We start from the raw sequence: 18,372 nt of genomic DNA on the forward strand, positions 1-18,372 counted from the left end.
GGATCAACCTCCGGCGGCCACGGCCTGACCCGTGAAATTGCGGGCCAGCATGAGGACGGCCCAGGTCACGATGCCGAGAATGACGGAGAGCGCCGCCGCGGTCGCCACGTTGGCGTTGAGCGTGAATTCGGTGTAGATGGTCATGGGCAGCACGTCGATATCCGTCGCGAGCGTGAAGGCCGTGCCGAATGCGCCAACCGAGGTCGCGAAACACATCGCGCCCGAGGCGATCAGCGCCGGAGCCAGCGCGGGTAGTGTCACGTCGCGCGCAATGGCGAAGGGCCCCGCGCCCAGCGACGCCGCCGCTTCCGTGAGCGAATGATCGAGCGATTCCGCCGCCGCCATCACGGCGAGAATGACGCGCGGAATCGAGAAGTACAAATATCCGAGAAACAGGCCCGCGAGCGAGTAGGCAAACACGAGCTTGTGGCCGACGAGCTTGAGCGTGAGATCGCCGATGAGGCCCTGACGCCCCGCGAGCATGATGACCATGAAGCCGACCACCACGCCGGGGAACGCCAAGGGCAGGGTCAGCATCGACACGAGTGCCGATTTGCCCCGAAAGTCATGACGGGTGAGGAAGAGGCCCGCCACAAGCGACAACGCCAGTGTGGCCAGCGTGACCAGTGCCGAGAGCACCACGGTCTGCCATAGGCTGTCGAGATAGCGCGCATTGGTGAGAATCGCGCGATAGGTCTCGAACGCATGACCGTCGCCGCTCACCTGCACGAGGGCGGCCATCGGCAACAGCCAGAACGCCAGAAAGACCGCCAGCGCCGGTAGCAGAAGTGCCACGCGCCAGCCGCGCGGCAGAGTCAGGTCACGCATCGCTTGCTTTGCTCCTCTTCCTCGTTGGACTTGGCCGTGCTCAGCGCACGTTCTTCAGATATTGCTGACCGAACGCATCCTGCTGCGCGGCCAGCTTCTGCAGATCGACCGGCTTCACGCGAGCATAGTCGGTGGCCGGCAGGAACTTGGCGGCCACGTCGGCCGGCATCGTGCTGGCGCGCACCGGACGCAGGAACGCATGCGCCCAATGCGCCTGGCCCTTGTCCGAGAGCGTGTAGTCGATCACCTTCTTGCCGTTGTCGGCATGCGGCGCGCCCTTGACCAGTGCGATGACGTACGGCAGCGATACGGTGCCTTCCATCGGGATCACGAACTGCACGTTGGCGCGGTCCTTGTAGATCGCACGATAGGCGTTGAAGTCGAAGTCGATCAGGATGGGAATCTCACCCGAGAGCACGCGGGCGTAGGCCGTCTGCTTCGGCACGATCGGCGCATTGGCCTTGAGCTTCTGGAAATAGCCGATGGCCGGACCGAAGTTGTCCATCGAGCCGCCGAGCGCCTGGTTGGCCGCGATCGCCGCGGCATAGCCCGCGAACGCGCTGCTCGGGTCCAGATAGCCCACCATGCCGCGATACTCAGGCTTGAGCAGATCGGCCCACGAACGCGGCACCGGCTTGCCTTCGAGCGCGTCGCGGTTCACGAAGAAACCCACCGTGCCGGAGTGGATCGTGGTCCACAAGCCGTTCGGATCCTTCAGATTGGCCGGCACCTGGTCCCAGTTGGCGGGCTTGTAGGGCGCGAGCAGCCCCTTCTTCGCCGCCTCGATCGCGGACGTGATCCCCAGGTACACGATGTCGGCGACCGGCGCCTTCTGCTCGGCGATGAGCTGCGCGACCGCCTGACCGGAGTTCTTGTTGTCGAGCGGCACGCGAATGCCGGTGTCCTGCGCAATCGCCTTGACCTGACCGGCCCAGTCCGCCCATTCCGGCGGACAGTTGTAACAGATGGCGGTCTGCTGGGCCTGCGCGGCGCCGGCGCCGAGCAAGGTGAAAAGCGCCAGCGTGCGTGCGGCGCGGGTAATCCAAAGCTTCATTTCCGGGCTCCTGAATGTCTGAGCGTTGGCGGCAACTTCATGCCGCCTCAAGTTGCGGTCTAGTGCTGGTCCAATGCCTGATTGCCTCGGCGAACGCTGTGCTCTCTTGGCGGAGCCAGTCGTGCGCCAATTTCCTTGCTTACTGCTGCCTTGCAAAACCTTCAAAACCGTAAATCCATTGCAACCCTCGGCGGCCGCTATTCATGTCTGCCTGGGCCTTGCGGGCCGATGTCGTGCGGCGGCGCCGCCACGGTGCCGCCGCGACGAATTTCGTGCGGCAGGATCAGCGCATGGGTCAGCGACGCGTCGTGTGCCGGCGTAGCACCGGCGCGCGCGTCGATTTGCGCGAGCAGGCGTTGCGCCGCGTGGCGGCCGATCTCCACGCTCGGCTGCACGACGGTGGCGAGCGTGGGCGAGAGCAGCTCGCCCACGGCCAGGCCGTCGAAACCGAGTACGGACATGTCGTCGGGCACGCGTAGCCCTGCCTCGCGCAGCGCGCGCATCACGCCCAGGGCAAGCAGATCGTTGGAGCAGAAGATGGCGGTGGGACGAGCGCCGTCGCGCTCGCGCTGCGCCAGCCACTCGCGCACGCGCTCGCCGCGTGCACCACTGTTGAAATCGATTTCCACGGCGGGCAGCGGCGTGAGGCCGGCGGCCAGCATCGCGTCCCCATAGCCGAGATAGCGTCGCTTGGCGCGGTCGGAAGCGTGCAGCGCCCCGGTCACCATGACGATGTCGCGGTGTCCCGCATCGATCAGCATTGCCACGCCCTGCGCGGCGGCCGCCCGGTTGTCGACCGACACGCAGGGACGCGCCGGCGCATCGTTGTAGAGCATCTGGCAGGGCACGCCTTCGGCGGCGAGATCGTCGATCAGCGCACTGTGCTCGGCATCGGCCAGCGTGAGCAGCAGGCCGTCGACGCGCTGTTGCAACAACGTTTCGATGGCGTTGCGCTCGCGCTCGGGGTCGTACTGCGTTGTCACGAGCAGCAGCCGGCGGCCGGTGCCGTCGATGGCCGCCTCGATCCCTTCGAGACAGTCGGCGAACACGGGGTTGCCCAGCGTGGGCAGCATCACGCCGATCAGGCCGGTGCGCTCGCCACGCAACTGCCGGCCGAGCGCATTCGGGCGGAACTTGAGTTCCGCCGCGGCGGCCTGCACGCGTGCCAGCGTCTCAGGGCGCACCAGTTGCGGCGAATTGAGGGCGCGCGACACCGTCGCAATCGAACATCCCGCGCGCTGCGCCACGTCCCGGATATCTGCCACGCCCATGCTCCTCTCGTTAGTGTCGTCAAACGACGCCGATATCGACGTTGACGGATTTTGCGTAAATGTAAACGTTTACGAAAACGTTTTCACTACGGGATTGTATGGAGGAAATGTGATGAATCGATGACAGCCGGGGCACTGACCGACATCCGACGAAGCGCGACAGGCCGCCTATACTGAAAGTCCCATGCGGTTCCCCGCGGGCGAATTTGCCGTTGCGGAGCATGACGACGCCCCCTCCAACCACGAACGGGATCGGCCATGAACGAGTATCACTTTCTGACCCTTTGGCGGCTCACGGCGCCGCTCAACGAAGTCTGGGACACGATCCGCGACGTGGACCATTGGGCACGGTGGTGGCCATGCGTGCGCGAAGTGCGCACGCTGGATCCGGGCGATGCCGACGGCGTGGGCGCCGTGCGCGAACTCACATGGCATGGCGCCTTGCCCTACTCACTGACGTTCGAGACCCGCATCACCCACGTCGAGCCCATGCGCGAAGTGCGCAGCGTGGCCAGCGGCGAGGCGCAAGGCACCGGCGTGTGGCGTTTCGACACCGAAGGCGCGATCACGGTCGTGCGCTATGCCTGGGACGTGCACACCACGCGACCATGGATGAACAAGCTCGCCCCCCTTGCCCAGCCGTTGTTCCGCTGGAACCATAATTACGTGATGCGCCGCGGCGGCGAAGGACTTGCCGCCCTGCTCAACGCCCACCTGGTCGAGTACCTGGACTCCGACCTGCCTCCCGCGGCCATCGGCGAGGAACGCGACCCGCGCGACCTTCGTGAAGCCCGCGCCCGGGTGAGCCACCCTTCCCACCACTGACCCCGCTGCTATTCCCGCTGCTATTCCCGCTGCTATTCCATTCAGGAATAGACGATCCACGACATTTCATTATTTTTTATAGATCCGGATGCCTAGACTTGAAGGCATCCGGTGGAGGACCCATGGCGCCGAGCGCCGCGCCGCCACCCCGCAAAACACTCAGCTCCAGGAGACCTCGTGAGCCTTGCGACTGCGCCGCTGCTGCGGCATTACGTGGACGGTGCGTTTGTCGCCACCGATCGTCAGTTCGATAACCTCAGCCCGGTCGATGGGCATTGCGTCGCGAAAGTTTGCGAAGCCGACGCCGCCACGGTCGATCGCGCCGTGCGCGCCGCACGCCGTGCCCTGCACGAAGGCCCATGGGGCAAGACCACGCCGGCGGAGCGCGCGGCCGTGCTGCATCGCATCGCCGACGGCATCCAGGCGCGCTTCGACGAGTTCGTGGCCGCCGAAGTCGCCGACACGGGACGCCCGCAGGAGCAGGCCCGCACGCTCGACATCGCGCGTGGCATCGCCAATTTCCGCATGTTTGCGGATCTCATCAAGACTGCCGGCAGCGAGGTCTTCGAGATGCGTGCGGCCGACGGCGGCGACGTGATGAACTACGTCACGCGCAAGCCGCTCGGCGTGATCGGCATCATCTCGCCGTGGAATCTGCCGCTGCTGCTCTTCACGTGGAAGGTCGCCCCCGCGCTGGCGATGGGCAACTGCGTGGTGGCGAAGCCCTCGGAAGAAACCCCGTCGTCCGCCACGCTGCTCGCCGAGGTAATGCATGATGCCGGCGTGCCGCCGGGCGTGTTCAACCTCGTGCACGGATTCGGGCCGAACTCGGCGGGCGAATTCCTCACCCGGCACCCGGACGTCGCCGCAATCACGTTCACCGGCGAATCGCGCACCGGCAGCGCCATCATGAAGGCCGTGGCCGACGGCGTGAAAGAAATCTCGTTCGAGCTCGGTGGCAAGAACGCCGCCGTGGTGTTCGCCGACGCCGACTTCGAGAAGGCCGTCGATGGCGTGGTGCGCTCCTCCTTCACCAATGCCGGCCAGGTCTGCCTGTGCTCCGAGCGTGTCTATGTCGAGCGCCCGATCTTCGACAAGTTCGTGGCCTCGCTCGGCGAACGGGCCGCCGCGCTGCGCATCGACGCACCCGATGCCCCGGGGGTGCAGATGGGGCCGCTCGTTTCTCGAAAGCATCGCGAGAAGGTGCTCTCGTACTATCGGCTCGCGGTCGAGGAAGGGGCCACGGTCGTCACCGGCGGCGGCGTGCCGACGTTCGGCGACGACCGCGACGAAGGCGCATTCGTGCAGCCCACCGTCTGGACCGGCCTGCCGGACTCGGCGCGCTGCGTGCGCGAAGAGATCTTCGGACCGGTGTGTCACGTGGCGCCGTTCGACACCGAAGAGGAAGTGGTTCGTCGTGTGAACGACAGCGACTACGGTCTGGCCGGATGCGTCTGGACGACGAATCTTTCGCGCGCGCACCGGGTGGCGCGTCAATTCCAGACCGGACTCGTGTGGGTCAACACGTGGTTCCTGCGCGATCTGCGCACGCCGTTCGGCGGCGTGAAGCTCTCGGGACTGGGCCGCGAGGGCGGCCGCCACTCGCTCGATTTCTATTCCGAGATCACCAACATCTGCATCAAACTGTGAGGCGACGGTGCGGCGCAATCGATGGGGGTCGAGCGCGCCGCACCCGTGCGCCAACGCTACCCAAGCCAATCGGAGACTGAATCCATGAGCGCATCGCAAGACACGCAGGCCCGCGTGGTCGAAGGCAAGGCCAGACCTCGCGGCAAATTCCCGCACATCAAGCGCGCCGGAGACTTCCTGTTCGTCTCGGGCACCAGCTCGCGCCGTCCGGACAATACCTACGCCGGCGCCCAGGTCGATGCCCTGGGCGTGACCCAACTGGACATTCGCGAGCAGACGCGCGCCGTCATCGAGAACATTCGCGACATTCTCGCCAGCGAAGGCGCGTCGCTCTCCGACGTGGTCGAAGTCGGCGCGTTTCTCGTCAACATGAACGACTTCGGCGGCTACAACGAAGTGTACGGCGAGTATTTCGACGAAAACGGCCCCACGCGCACCACCGTGGCAGTACATCAGTTGCCGCATCCGCTACTGCTCGTCGAGATCAAGTGCGTGGCTTACTCGCCGCGCGCACGCTGACGAGACAGCGGCCAACCGATACCCCACCTGACGCGGCATGACCCGGGAGACAGCATGTTGACGTATGGCAAGCCTTTCAATTTCCAGCGCTGGATCGACGACCACGCACATTTGCTCAAACCACCCGTGGGCAACCAGCAGGTCTGGCAGGACAGCGATTTCATCGTGACGGTCGTCGGCGGGCCGAACCATCGCACCGATTATCACGACGATCCGCTCGAGGAATTCTTTTACCAGTTCAAGGGCAATGCCTGGGTGAACCTGTGGATCGACGGCCGCGCCGAGCGCATCGATCTCAAGGAAGGCGACATCTTCCTGCTGCCGCCGCACGTGCGTCACTCGCCGCAGCGTCCCGAGGCCGGCAGCCTCTGCCTCGTGATCGAGCGCCAGCGCCCCGCCGGACTGCTCGACGGCTTCGAGTGGTACTGCCTGAATTGCGGCACCCGCGTGCACCGCGTGGAAGTCCAGCTCAAGAGCATCGTGACCGACCTGCCCCCGCTTTTCGAGGCGTTCTACGGCAATGAGGCGCTGCGCCGCTGCCCGGGCTGCGGCGAGATCCACCCGGGGCGCGCCGCGCAACCGAAGACCACCGCGGCGTCCGCCTGAGCCGCGGCGTCGCCCTCTGAACCCAATACGTCACGTCATGAAGAAAATCGACATGCACGCCCACTTCTTCCCGCGCATCACGCGGGAGGAAGCGGCCCGCCTCGACCCCGCCACCGCGCCCTGGCTTCGAATCGACGACAGCGGCGAGACCGGCAACATCATGCTCGACGACCGTGCCTTCCGGCCGGTCTACCGCGCGTTGTGGGATCCCGCGCTGCGTATCGAAGAACTCGACCGTCACGGCATCGACCTCCAGGTCGTCTGCGCCACGCCGATCATGTTCGGCTACCGCTACGAGGGCCGAAAGGTCGTCGACTGGGTGCAGCGCATGAACGATCTCGCGCTCGAACACTGCGCCTACGCCCCCACCCGGCTGAAGGCCATGGCGCAGGTGCCGCTGCAGGACCTCGACCTGGCTTGCGCGGAAGCCTCGCGCGCCAAGGCCACCGGTCACGTGGGCGTGCAGATCGGCAACCACCTCGGACCGAAAGATCTGGATGACGAACAACTCGTGGCGTTTTTGCGGCACTGCGGCAACGAGCACATTCCCGTGCTGGTACACCCGTGGGACATGATGACGGACGGGCGCATGAAGAAGTGGATGATGCCGTGGCTCGTGGCCATGCCCGCCGAGACGCAGCTCTCGATCCTCTCGCTGATCCTCTCCGGCGCGTTCGAGCGCCTGCCGCGCTCGCTCAAGCTGTGCTTCGCCCATGGCGGCGGCGCGTTCCCGTATCTGCTCGGCCGCGCCGAGAATGCGTGGCACTGCCGCGACATCGTGCGCGCCGACAGCCCCCACCCGCCATCCCACTATCTCGATCGCTTTTACGTGGACAGCGCGGTGTTCGACCCGCGCGCCCTGCGCCTGCTGGTCGACACCATGGGCGTGGCGCGCATCATGCTCGGCTCGGACCACCCCTTCCCGCTCGGCGAACAGGACATCGGCCGGCTCGTGGCCGACCAGCCGGACCTGGACGAGACCGCCCGGGCACGCATTCTGGCCGGCAACGCCCGGGAGTTCTTCAACCTCTGACTGGTGCTTTCCCGAGGTGTTTTTGAAATTGCTTGCCTACGCAAAAGGCGTCGTTTAGGCTGGGCACTGAAATATTTGACGCTTAAACAATATAGGACGATTTGTATTAGTCTGACGCGCCTGGCCTGCCATGACCGACGTGAAGAAGCGGTCAAGTATCCCGGCGCAAGTCCTCTGCTGACAGTGATTGCCAGTTTCGGCACTTAGTTTGGAGACCATGATGACGGGAACGAAGACCACGCAACGCAAAGCCATCGCCGTACTGGGCGCCGTCGCCGCAGCCGCCGCGATGTTCGCATCGACCGGGGCGCACGCCCAGGTGAAGATCGGTTTCATCGGTACGCTCTCCGGCCCCGGCGGCGCGCTCGGGCAGGACCAGTACGACGCCTTCATGCTCGCCGTCGAGCAAAAGGGCGGCAAGCTCGGCGGCGTGCCGGTGCAGGTCATCAAGGAAGACGACCAGCTCAAGCCCGACGTGGGTGTGCAGGCCGCGCAGAAGCTCGTGGAGCGCGACAAGGTGTCGATCATCACCGGCGTGACGTTCTCGAACGTGATGATGGCCATCCACAAGAACGTGACGAACGCCGGCGTGGTCATGGTGGGCTCGAATGCCGGCCCGACGCCGATCGCCGGCGCACAGTGCTCACCTAACTTCTTCTCGACCTCGTGGGACAACGACGAGCTGCACGAGGCGGGCGGTCAGCTCTCGACCGATCTCGGCTACAAGAAGATGTACGTGATGGCGCCGAACTACCAGGCGGGACGCGACGCCGTGAACGGCTTCAAGCGCGACTACAAGGGGCAGATCGTCGACGAGGTGTACACCCAGGTCAATCAGCCGGACTACTCGGCCGAAATTGCCCAGTTGCAGGCCGCCAAGCCCGACGCCGTCTACGTGTTCTATCCGGGCGGCATGGGCGTGAACTTCGTCAAGCAGTACCGTCAGGCCGGCTTGCTCGGCAAGATCCCGCTGATCTCGGTGTCGACCATCGACGGCTCCACCCTGCCCGCGCTCAAGGAACTGGCCGTGGGGGCGATAACCAGTGCGCCGTACTCGCCGGATCTCGACAACGCGCAGAACAAGCAGTTCGTCGCAGCCTTCCAGAAGAAGTACAACCGCGTGCCCTCGATGTATGCCGCCCAGTCGTATGACGCAGCCAACCTGATCGACTCCGCGCTTGCCAAGACCAAGGGCAGCGTGGCGGACCGCGAAGCGCTGCGCACCGCGCTCAAGGCGGCCGACTTCGCGTCGGTGCGCGGACCGTTCAAGTTCGCCAGCAACCAGTTCCCCGTCGCGCAGTTCTATCGCGTGGACGTGGTGAAGGACGCCACGGGCGCCGCCTTCGCCACCAAGGGGCAAATCCACATCAAGACGCGCGCCGATCTGGCCGCACAGTGCAAGATCAAATCGTAAGCTGCCGCGCATTGCATGGTGGGGCCGTCGTGACTCACGATGTCCCGCCATGCGTGATGTGAACTGTTGGACCGGCACACGGCGAGCGCGCCCGGCGCGCGTGATCGCCGCGGGCCGCTGCTGAAGTGTCCGTGGCCCCCACCGCCACCGTCACCGCCGTTGCACGACCCGGGTCATACCGGAGCACCATCGAGGGTTTATGAAGCGCTACCGCAATTTCGACGACGCCGAGCTGGACGTTCAATACAACGCTCGCGCCACCACGCCGAACATTCTCGACATCCTGGAACAGTACGCCGCCGACAGCGCCCATGCCCGCGCGACCACGCCGTGCGTCCTGGATGTCGCCTACGGGGACCATCCCGACGAAACGCTGGACATCTTTCCCGCGCCCGCGCCCGGCGCCCCCGTATTCTTCTTCGTGCACGGCGGCTACTGGCGCGCGCTCAACAAGAGCGATTCGAGCAATATGGCACCCGCCTTCACGCGCGCCGGCGCCACGGTGGTCGCCGTCAACTACTCGCTCGCGCCAGGCGCGTCGCTCGACACCATCGTCGACCAGACCCGACGTGCGCTCGCGTGGGTGCATCGCCACATCGGCGAGCACCACGGCGACGCGCGCCGCATCCATGTCTGCGGCAGCTCGGCCGGCGGCCACCTGGTAGGCATGCTGCTCGCCCACGGCTGGCACGCGGCGTACGGCGTGCCCGAGAACGTGATCGCCGGCGCGGCGCCGCTCTCGGGCCTGTTCGACCTCACGCCCATTCCGTTCACGCATATCAATGAATGGATGAAGCTCTCCGAGGAAGACGCGCGCCGCAACAGTCCGTATTTCCAGTTGCCCACGCACGGTTGCCCGCTGGTGGTGTCTTACGGCGAGACCGAGACGACCGAGTTCAAGCGCCAGACCGACGACTACCTCGCGGCCTGGCGCGCCAGGGGCTTCGAAGGGACGTACGTGCCGATGCCCGGCACCAATCACTTCGATATCGTGCTCACGCTCAACGACACCGCGAGCCCGCTCACGCAGGCCATCTTCCGCCAGATGGGGCTCCCCCGGGAGGCGACATGAGTCTCACGCTTTTCATCATGCAGTGCCTGAACGGGCTGCAGCTGGGCATCCTGCTGTTCCTGATGGCCGCCGGCCTCACGCTGGTTTTCGGCATCATGAATTTCGTGAACCTCGCGCACGGCTCGCTCTACATGATGGGCGCCTTCATCGCCGCGACCGTATATAACCACACGGGCTCGTTCGCGCTTGCGGCCGTGGCGATCGTGCCGGCCATGCTCCTCATCGGCCTGATTGTCGAGTTTGTCGCGCTCAAGACCCTATACGACCGCGATCACCTCGACCAGGTGCTGGCCACCTTCGGCCTGATCCTGTTCTTCAACGAACTGGCCCGCATGATCTGGGGGCCATCGCCGTACTACATGGAAGTGCCCGAGTGGCTCGCCGGCACGGTGAATCTGTTCGGCCTGGCGTATCCGGCATACCGCTTCCTCATCATCGTGGTGGGCCTTGCGGTGGCGCTGGGCTGCTACGTGCTCATCCATCGCACGCGCATCGGCATGCTGATCCGCGCCGGCTCCACGCATCGCCAGATGGTCGGCGCGCTGGGCGTGAATATCGTGCTGCTCAATTCGCTGCTCTTCGGCCTGGGCGCGATTCTCGCCGGGATTGCCGGCCTGATGGCAGGCCCGATCCTGTCGGTTCAGCCGGGCATGGGCGAGCCGATCCTGATTCTGACGATGGTCGTGATCGTGATCGGCGGCATCGGCTCGGTGCGCGGCGCGTTTCTCGCGGCGTTGATCGTCGGCGTGGTCGATACCGTCGGTCGCACCGCGCTGCCCACACTGCTGCGCAGCCTCATGGAGCGCAGCACGGCGGACACCGCGGGCCCCGCGCTGGCCTCGATGCTCATCTACCTTGTCATGGCCGCCGTGCTCGCCGTGCGCCCGCAAGGTCTCTTCCCGGTCAAACACGGCTGACGATGGAAACGATGGAAATGAAACTCAATCTTCGCACTGCCGTGCCCCTGTTGCTGCTGGCCGTGCTGGCGTTGGTCCCGCTTTACGCGACATACGCCCAGCAGCCGTTCTATCTCACCCTGTTCGGACGCATCGTCGTGTTCGCCATCGCGGCGGTCTCGCTCGATCTGATCCTCGGCTACGGCGGCATGGTGAGCTTCGGCCATGCGTTGTATCTTGGGCTCGGCGCCTATGTGGTGGGCATCCTCAGCTATCACGGCGTGGACAACGGCTTCGTGCATCTCGGCCTCACGCTGCTGCTGTGCGCGATCGTGGGTGCCGTGACCGGCCTGCTGTCGCTGCGCACGACCGGCATCGCGTTCATCATGATCACGCTGGCGTTTGCCCAGATGTTCTACTTCCTTGCCGTGAGCCTGAAGCAGTATGGCGGCGACGACGGCCTGCCCGTGTCCGCCGGCAGCCGCTTCGGCAGCGTAACGCTCGATGATCCGGCAGTGCTGTATTACGTCGCGTTCGCCGTGCTTTGCCTGTGCGTGTGGGCCGGTCGCCGCCTTGTCGAGGCCCGCTTCGGCATGGTCATTCGCGGCGCTCGCCAGAACGACCGTCGCATGCGCGCGCTGGGCTATCCGACGCTGCGCTACAAGCTCGTGGCGTACATCCTGAGCGCCATGGCCTGCGGCGTGGCGGGCATGCTCTACGCCAATCTCACGCATTTCGTCTCGCCCGCGTACATGGCCTGGACCACGTCCGGCGAGCTGATCGTGATGGTTGTCCTCGGCGGACTCGGATCGTTCTTCGGCCCGGTGCTCGGCAGCGCGGCGATGCTGCTCATCGAAGAGTGGCTCAAGGGCATGACCGAGCACTGGATGATCATCTTCGGGCCGCTGATCGTGGTGGCCGTGCTCGTCTCGCGACGCGGCCTCTACGGCCTGCTCGGCGACCTTCAGGTGCGACTCTCTCGCCGCACCGGCACCGTGGAGGGCAAAGCATGAGCCTGCTTCGCGTGGACCAACTGGTCAAACGGTACGGCGGGCTGACCGCCACCGATCACTTCTGCCTCGACGTCGCGCCGGGCGAGCTGCACGCCATCATCGGCCCCAACGGCGCGGGCAAGAGCACGCTCATCGGCCAGCTGGCAGGTGAGCTTCGCTCCGACGAGGGCACCATTCATTTCGACGGGCACGACATCACCGCCATGCCCATCGAGCAGCGCGCCCACGCCGGGCTCGCGCGGTCTTACCAGATCACGTCGGTGTTTCGGGAATTCACCGCGCTGGAGAACGTGATGGTCGCCGTGCAGGCCATGCAGGGGCACAGCTTCGGCTTCTGGCGTCCGGCCATCGGCGAAGCTTCGCTCGTCGAGCCCGCACGAGAGATCCTGGCGCGCGCCGGGCTCGCGGCGCGCATGCACGTGCAGGCCAGCGCCCTGGCCCACGGCGAGCATCGTCAACTGGAACTGGCCATGGCCCTCGCCAGCCGCCCGAAGCTGCTGCTGCTCGACGAGCCGATGGCCGGGATGTCGCAAGCCGAATCGGAACAGATGACGCACCTGCTCGCCGAACTCAAGGGCGATTACGCGATCGTGCTCGTGGAGCACGACATGGACGCCGTATTCGCACTCGCCGACCGCATCACCGTGCTCGTCTACGGACGCGCTATCGCCTGCGGGACCGCCGACGCCATTCGCAACGACGCCGGCGTGCGCGAGGCCTATCTCGGGGACGATACCCGCAACGAAATGCTGGGAGCGACCGCATGAGTACCCTGTTGTCTTTGTCCGGCGTCGAGTCCTATTACGGCGCGAGCCAGGCGCTGTTCGGCATGCATCTGGAGATCGAGCGCGGAACGTTCGTCACGCTGCTCGGCCGCAATGGCATGGGTAAGTCCACCACCGTCAAATCGATGACGGGACTCATGCGCCCGGCGCGCGGCGAGATCGTGTTCGACGGCCAGCCCGTGCACGCCAGCCCGTCGCATCGCATTGCGCGAGCCGGAATGGGGCTGGTCCCGGAAGGCCGCCAGATATTTCCCACGCTGACCGTTCGCGAGAACCTCGTCGCGACCGCAGGCAATCGCCACGGGGCCAGCTCGCCCTGGACGCTGGAGCGCATTTACGGCCTCTTCCCGCGGCTTCGCGAACGCGAGAAGAACCTCGGCAGCAATCTGTCCGGCGGCGAGCAGCAAATGCTCGCGATCGGCCGCGCGTTGATGACGAATCCGAAATTGCTCATTCTCGACGAAGCCACGGAAGGCCTCGCACCGCTCATTCGCGGTGAAATCTGGCAATGCCTCAAGCAACTCAAAGGCAGCGGACTGTCGATCCTGTGTATCGACAAGAACCTCGCTCCGATGCTTGAGCTCGGCGACCGGCACTACATCGTCGACAAGGGCCGTGTGGCTTGGCAGGGCGACTCGGCGAGCCTGCGTCAGGCGCTACCCGAGCTGCAGACCTACCTCGGCGTGTGAGCCCGTGTGAATGCGCGTGAGCGCGCGCCACCGTGCGCGCCTCACGTTTTTGCGTACACTCCGCGGCACTCCGCCTGCACGAGGTGCGTAGTATTCGATAGGTGTCAGACGCGAAAATCGGGAGTGTTTTGTGAAAGCGCCCAGCCGCACTGTGTGGTGCAATCGGCTCCGCTTGATTGCCTTAGCAAGCGTTCCGATTTCCAACATTCAGACTCCCGGGCAGGACTATGGCTTACTCAAATACGCCTTCGAATCCATTCCGCTGGCTGCTCACGCAGGACACCGGTGCGCCACCGCCCACTGAGCCGGCACACGTCAAGAACGGCCTTCCAGCGGACCTTCCGCTCAACATCAAGGAGCTGCCTCGCACGCCGCTACCGAAACTGGAAGTATTTCCGGACGAACTCCTTGCGCTTCGCAAGCATCTGGGCATGTCGCGCAATGTGTTCGCGCACTATCTGCGCACAAACCCGCGTACGCTCGAGAACTGGGAACAGGGTCGCGCACGCCCCAACGCCCAGGCGGCGTGCCTGATTCGACTCGTACAACAGAATCCGGGCCTGGTTTCATCCCTCGCGCGACTCTGACGCGACGCTGACGCACCTCTGATGCGGCCTTGACACGCCGCGAGCCCCTTCACCCGTCATCATTCCATGCGCGGTGTCCCCAGGGCGGTATGCCATCGATGACGTCAGGACATCGCGACGTGACGGCATACCGCCCTGTTGCATTCCGGGGAATGGTACACAGTCAAGTGCGGTGCTTACGGGGTCAGGCCGCACGCCTCGCGAAGGCAGGCGATGAAGCGTTCGCAGGCGGGGCTTGGCTGTCTGTCGGTTCGCAGTGAATATCCCACGTCACCGAAACTGCCCGGCACCGTGTCGGCCAACACCCGCAGCAACCCAGATTCGACGAACGGCTTGGCGGCCGCGCGCGGCATGAGCACGACACGCGGGGTCTCCAGCATCAGGCCGATGTTGGTGAGCATCGAGAGCGATTCGACGACGTCGTCGGGCAACGCCAGTCCGGCGTCGTGGAAGAGGCGCTCGGCGGCCAGCCGCGACGGCGACTCCGGCACCGGCAAGACCCACGCGCCTTCGCGCAACTGCGCGAGCGGCACACGCTCCGGCGCGTGGGACCAGTGGCGCTTGCCACCGACCACGCAGAGCGATTCGTTGAAGAGCACTTCGTGCGTGAGCGCGAACGCATTGGCCACCGGTAGCGCACGCTCGGGCAAGCGGCCCACGACGATATCGAGGTCGCCGCTCGCGAGCGCCGGGAACAGTTGCGCGGTGGTGGCCTCGCGAACCGTGACCAGCACGCCCGGCGTGCGTGCCTTGAGCATGGCAATGGTGCGCGGCAACAAATCCGCCGACGCGGAGATCAGCGTGCCCACGATTACGTGGCCGCTCGTGCCGGCGCTGAACGCATTGACCTCGTCGGTCAGGTAACGCAGCTCGGCCATCAGCGATTTCACGCGATGGCCGAGCAGCTCGCCCAGTTCGGTGGGTTGCATGCCACGATTGCTGCGCACGAACAGTGGGCCCTCGAAGCAGGCCTCGAGCTCGTGCACGATCTTGCTCACGGCCGGCTGCGTGAGTCCCGTTTCATTGGCCGCGCGCACGAGCGAGCCCGTCTCGAGCACGCGGTCGAAGACCTGGAGTTGATGGAACTTGAGCTTGCGTCCGAGGTTGAGGGCGGTCCAGGGGAGTGATCGCATCGGCGTCCTGTCAGGCCGCTGCCGCGGAGCCTGTCGGCGTGAGCGGCGAGTGCGGCGCGGGAGCGGGCTCGACCGGCTCCAACGACAGGAATGCCGTGACGAATTCCTCGAGCATGGCGACGTCGGGCAGCGAGGCCGGGTTGACATGATGGTTCACGAGGCATCCGTCGAACGTCAGGACGAGGATGTCGACCAGGCGCGCGCGTCGCACGCCGTCGCGGGCCAGGCTAGGCGCGCACGCGGCCAGCATGCCCGACAGGCGTTCGCGAAACCACTGCAACAGTGCCGGATCGTAAGGGTCGCCAGGACTGACGGTGGCCAACGCCTGAACCAGATTGTGCGAGAAACCGTTATCGAGCCGCGGCAATTGCACCAGGATGCCGGCCAACAGCGTGCGCATGCGGACATGGGCACCGTGTGCGGCCAGAACATCCGCCTCTATCGCGGTGACGCGCGCCTTGAACCATTTTTCGTAAACACAGAAGAAGACTTGCAGCTTCGCCGTGAAGTAGCTGTAGATGTTCGCGTGCGAAATACCTGCGCGCTTGGCAATCTGCACCATCGTGGTGTCGACGTACCCTTTTTCGAGAAACAGGGCCTGCGACGCCTCCAGGATGGCCTGACGAATGTCTTCTTTCTTGACTTGTGGCATGTGTGAGCCTGCACGGATAGGCCGGGCACCTTGATCGAAATTTCTCAACGTCCACTGAAGCGCATACCGAACGTCAGCGCGCACAGTATGCCAGCGCAAAAGCCCCTTGCGGCGAAAACTAAGCGCAAACACTCCCCCGGACTTTCCCGGTGTTTAAACGCATTCGACGTGAATTGCGATGACAGACATCGCGCATTACGCCGTCTTGCCGCGCAATGTGCGCATGAGAGCCCGACGACCGATGAGGCGTTCGGACCGCGACACCGCCGTCGCGCAATACTTCAAAATTGAAATGTTTCGATGTCATGCTTCTCCCCGCAGCCCCATGGGAGATCTGCGGCATCGGCTGCGCGAATGCGTTCGTATATTTCAACGAATACGAAATTGTCGATGGCCTCGCACTGAACGTCGCGCTTCGCCGCCTACATCGCACCTCCCCCGTTTGCCGACGGTGCGATGTCGGTGCATTCCTACATTAATTCGGACTACATTGCATACGACGTACGCGAGCGTTCGGCGGTGCGTCCTCGCACGCGAATCCACTGGCCGGAGACGCCCGCCCGGCAACGCTCCCAAGAGCGATTACAAACGCTTACAAGATCCATCGATCCAAATTTCGCAACTTGCGTCCAACATGAGTCGGCAAGCGATGCGGATCGGACGACGTTGGCGATGTGGCGCGCGATGGCCGTGTCGACGGTCCCTTCGGATCGCCCTTGTTGTTTTTCTGGAATCCATGATGACGACGAGTGGGACGAACACCGCTCTCGCAAGGAGGTCATGATGCGAACGAATTCCGCGAACCACGCCGCGAACCACGCCGCGGACCGGACCCGATGCACTGCCAGAACGCTGGCGGCCTCGGGACTGGCGGTCCTGATGCTGGCGACGGCGGGCTGCGCCTACCAGGCGCCGCCACAGCCACGCCTGCCCTATCGAGGGAACGAAACGACGAATCCGGCGTACCAGCCCAACTGTGGACCTCCGCCGTACGCGCCAGGTTCGGCGTGCAGCCCGTATGCGGCACCGCCCTCGCCGGTTGCCCCGGGCACCGATGCCTACGGTCGTCCGTACCCGCCCACCGATGCTTCGGGCAGGCCGTACGCCTCCGATGCCCAGGGCCGCCCGTATCCGCCGCCCCCGCCACCGCCGGCCTACCAGGAATCGAATCCGGCAGGCGGCGCGGGAGCGCCGGAGCCGGGCTCGGCCACCGCGCACTGACAGGTCCGTCGATGTGCGTCGACATCGACGCGCCGCCCTCGGCGCAATCGACGACCACCGCTTTCACCAGACAGCAGGCCGCCCGGAAACGACGACCTGCGAATACCCGGGGGCTTCGCCCCCTTGAAGGAGCCATGCGTCATGAAAACCACACAACGATGGATCTCGCACCTCTCGCATCTTTCCCGCAAGGCGGCCCCGGTACTCGTGGGCGCCGCGCTCGTCGGCACACTGGCCGGCTGCGGCGGCATGACGCCGCGCGAGTCGCGTAACACCGCGGTCGGCGCCGGCGTCGGCGCGCTGGGTGGTGCGCTCATCTCCGGCGGCGACCTCGGCACCACCGTGGGCGGCGCCGTCGTGGGCGGCGTGATCGGTAACGTCATCACGAACGATCGTCGCCGCTACTGACGGCTGACGGACCGTTCCCGGGCGGCAGCGCGCTCGCCGGGCGAGCCGCGCGCCGCCGTCATTGCTCAAGCCATAAGGAGAAGTGCGACATGACATCCCTAGTGACACTCCGCCAACGATCGCTTCGAACGCTGTCCGCGCGTCGCCTCGGTCGCCGCACGCTTGCGGCGGCCGCCCTGTGTGCCGGCGCGGCGGCTCTCACGCTTACCGCCGTGCCGGGCTATGCACAGCAGGCGCGCGCCCCGATCAACGGCGTGGTACCGACCACCCCGGTGCCGCCGCCCCCGCCGACTGCGGCACAAGGCCCTGACTATGGCGACGCGGCCGATCAGAACGCCGCATTGGGGCTCTATTTGCAGCGCTCGTTCGACGTGATCGACGCGAACCACGACGGCAAGATCGATCGCAACGAATGGGCCACCTACCAGCGTAATCAGTTGCAGGCACGCCGCGCAACCTTCGAGCGCTACTTCAAGGCGGCCGACAAGGACGGCGACGGCTATCTGAGCCGCGACGAAACGGCGGCCGCCGAGCCCTTCCTCTACCAACATTTCGACCAGATCGACATGAATCACGACGGCAAACTCTCCCCGGCGGAGATTCGTGCGTTCTTCCGCCGCTATTACCATGAGCGGGAGCAAGCCGACGCAGCGACGACCAAACCCTGAGCGCGCGCCCGAGCTCGCAAGTCCGCCGCAAGCGAAAGGGGCGGGAGA

The 18,372-nt window shown here is 65.3% G+C and carries 20 protein-coding genes; 15 read left to right on the top strand and 5 right to left on the bottom strand.

The annotated features are described in order from the left end of the window. Window positions 1-3: 3 nt before the first annotated feature. From PMO31116_RS10265 to PMO31116_RS10275, 3 genes are all read right to left on the bottom strand, one after another. Window positions 4-828 carry an ABC transporter permease gene (locus PMO31116_RS10265; protein WP_023595080.1) on the bottom strand — a complete coding sequence of 275 codons (825 nt, stop codon included), beginning with the start codon at window positions 826-828 and terminating at the stop codon, window positions 4-6. A gap of 40 nt (window positions 829-868) precedes the next feature. Continuing rightward, window positions 869-1,882 (bottom strand): extracellular solute-binding protein, encoded by a 1,014-nt coding sequence (locus PMO31116_RS10270; protein WP_150566636.1) that lies wholly within the window; start codon window positions 1,880-1,882, stop codon window positions 869-871. A gap of 197 nt (window positions 1,883-2,079) precedes the next feature. After that, entirely contained in the window at window positions 2,080-3,153 is a 1,074-nt protein-coding gene (locus PMO31116_RS10275) for a LacI family DNA-binding transcriptional regulator (protein ID WP_150566637.1), read from the bottom strand. A gap of 258 nt (window positions 3,154-3,411) precedes the next feature. On the opposite strand from PMO31116_RS10275, the gene PMO31116_RS10280 reads away from it, so the two are divergent. The 12 genes from PMO31116_RS10280 to PMO31116_RS10335 all read left to right on the top strand — a co-directional run bounded on the left by PMO31116_RS10280 (window position 3,412) and on the right by PMO31116_RS10335 (window position 14,242). Continuing rightward, on the top strand, window positions 3,412-3,978 hold the full coding sequence (locus PMO31116_RS10280) for an SRPBCC family protein (RefSeq protein WP_150566638.1): 567 nt from the start codon (window positions 3,412-3,414) through the stop codon (window positions 3,976-3,978). A gap of 177 nt (window positions 3,979-4,155) precedes the next feature. Continuing rightward, complete coding sequence (locus PMO31116_RS10285) at window positions 4,156-5,628, top strand: 2-hydroxymuconic semialdehyde dehydrogenase (RefSeq protein WP_150566639.1); 1,473 nt, start codon at window positions 4,156-4,158, stop codon at window positions 5,626-5,628. An 84-nt stretch (window positions 5,629-5,712) separates the two neighbouring features. Beyond that, window positions 5,713-6,147 carry a RidA family protein gene (locus PMO31116_RS10290; RefSeq protein WP_150566640.1) on the top strand — a complete coding sequence of 145 codons (435 nt, stop codon included), beginning with the start codon at window positions 5,713-5,715 and terminating at the stop codon, window positions 6,145-6,147. Window positions 6,148-6,201: 54 nt separating this feature from the next. After that, complete coding sequence (locus tag PMO31116_RS10295; RefSeq protein ID WP_023595074.1) at window positions 6,202-6,753, top strand: 3-hydroxyanthranilate 3,4-dioxygenase; 552 nt, start codon at window positions 6,202-6,204, stop codon at window positions 6,751-6,753. 37 nt (window positions 6,754-6,790) lie between these two features. Continuing rightward, window positions 6,791-7,786 carry an amidohydrolase family protein gene (locus PMO31116_RS10300; RefSeq protein WP_150566641.1) on the top strand — a complete coding sequence of 332 codons (996 nt, stop codon included), beginning with the start codon at window positions 6,791-6,793 and terminating at the stop codon, window positions 7,784-7,786. Between the two features lie 220 nt (window positions 7,787-8,006). Next, the gene (locus PMO31116_RS10305) at window positions 8,007-9,200 is read left to right on the top strand and encodes an ABC transporter substrate-binding protein (protein WP_150566821.1); all 1,194 of its coding nucleotides are present in this window, start codon (window positions 8,007-8,009) and stop codon (window positions 9,198-9,200) included. Window positions 9,201-9,399: 199 nt separating this feature from the next. Beyond that, on the top strand, window positions 9,400-10,272 hold the full coding sequence (locus tag PMO31116_RS10310) for an alpha/beta hydrolase (RefSeq protein WP_150566642.1): 873 nt from the start codon (window positions 9,400-9,402) through the stop codon (window positions 10,270-10,272). After that, on the top strand, window positions 10,269-11,189 hold the full coding sequence (locus PMO31116_RS10315) for a branched-chain amino acid ABC transporter permease (RefSeq protein WP_150566643.1): 921 nt from the start codon (window positions 10,269-10,271) through the stop codon (window positions 11,187-11,189). Before PMO31116_RS10310 ends, PMO31116_RS10315 begins: the two co-directional genes overlap by 4 nt. A gap of 17 nt (window positions 11,190-11,206) precedes the next feature. Beyond that, complete coding sequence (locus PMO31116_RS10320) at window positions 11,207-12,181, top strand: branched-chain amino acid ABC transporter permease (protein ID WP_150566644.1); 975 nt, start codon at window positions 11,207-11,209, stop codon at window positions 12,179-12,181. Beyond that, entirely contained in the window at window positions 12,178-12,948 is a 771-nt protein-coding gene (locus PMO31116_RS10325) for an ABC transporter ATP-binding protein (protein ID WP_150566645.1), read from the top strand. Before PMO31116_RS10320 ends, PMO31116_RS10325 begins: the two co-directional genes overlap by 4 nt. Then, window positions 12,945-13,655: an ABC transporter ATP-binding protein gene (locus tag PMO31116_RS10330; protein WP_023595067.1), complete on the top strand. Its 711-nt coding sequence runs from the start codon at window positions 12,945-12,947 to the stop codon at window positions 13,653-13,655. The genes PMO31116_RS10325 and PMO31116_RS10330 overlap by 4 nt, the downstream gene beginning before the upstream one ends. A gap of 227 nt (window positions 13,656-13,882) precedes the next feature. Continuing rightward, window positions 13,883-14,242, top strand: a complete 360-nt coding sequence (locus PMO31116_RS10335) for a helix-turn-helix domain-containing protein (protein WP_023595066.1) — start codon at window positions 13,883-13,885, stop codon at window positions 14,240-14,242. Between the two features lie 176 nt (window positions 14,243-14,418). Here the strand turns inward: PMO31116_RS10335 and PMO31116_RS10340 are convergent, their stop codons facing one another. Together PMO31116_RS10340 and PMO31116_RS10345 are read right to left on the bottom strand one after the other, a co-directional pair. After that, window positions 14,419-15,375 carry a LysR substrate-binding domain-containing protein gene (locus tag PMO31116_RS10340; RefSeq protein WP_150566646.1) on the bottom strand — a complete coding sequence of 319 codons (957 nt, stop codon included), beginning with the start codon at window positions 15,373-15,375 and terminating at the stop codon, window positions 14,419-14,421. Between the two features lie 10 nt (window positions 15,376-15,385). After that, window positions 15,386-16,027, bottom strand: a complete 642-nt coding sequence (locus tag PMO31116_RS10345; RefSeq protein ID WP_150566647.1) for a TetR/AcrR family transcriptional regulator — start codon at window positions 16,025-16,027, stop codon at window positions 15,386-15,388. Between the two features lie 783 nt (window positions 16,028-16,810). Between PMO31116_RS10345 and PMO31116_RS10350 the strand changes: the two genes are divergently transcribed. The 3 genes from PMO31116_RS10350 (at window position 16,811) to PMO31116_RS10360 (ending at window position 18,324) form a co-directional block, all read left to right on the top strand. After that, window positions 16,811-17,248, top strand: a complete 438-nt coding sequence (locus PMO31116_RS10350) for a hypothetical protein (protein WP_150566648.1) — start codon at window positions 16,811-16,813, stop codon at window positions 17,246-17,248. A gap of 141 nt (window positions 17,249-17,389) precedes the next feature. Beyond that, entirely contained in the window at window positions 17,390-17,656 is a 267-nt protein-coding gene (locus PMO31116_RS10355) for a glycine zipper 2TM domain-containing protein (protein WP_150566649.1), read from the top strand. Between the two features lie 89 nt (window positions 17,657-17,745). Next, window positions 17,746-18,324 (top strand): EF-hand domain-containing protein, encoded by a 579-nt coding sequence (locus tag PMO31116_RS10360; protein ID WP_150566650.1) that lies wholly within the window; start codon window positions 17,746-17,748, stop codon window positions 18,322-18,324. The last annotated feature ends 48 nt before the right edge of the window (window positions 18,325-18,372 follow it).

It is taken from the genome of Pandoraea morbifera, assembly GCF_902459575.1.
GTDB lineage: Bacteria > Pseudomonadota > Gammaproteobacteria > Burkholderiales > Burkholderiaceae > Pandoraea > Pandoraea morbifera.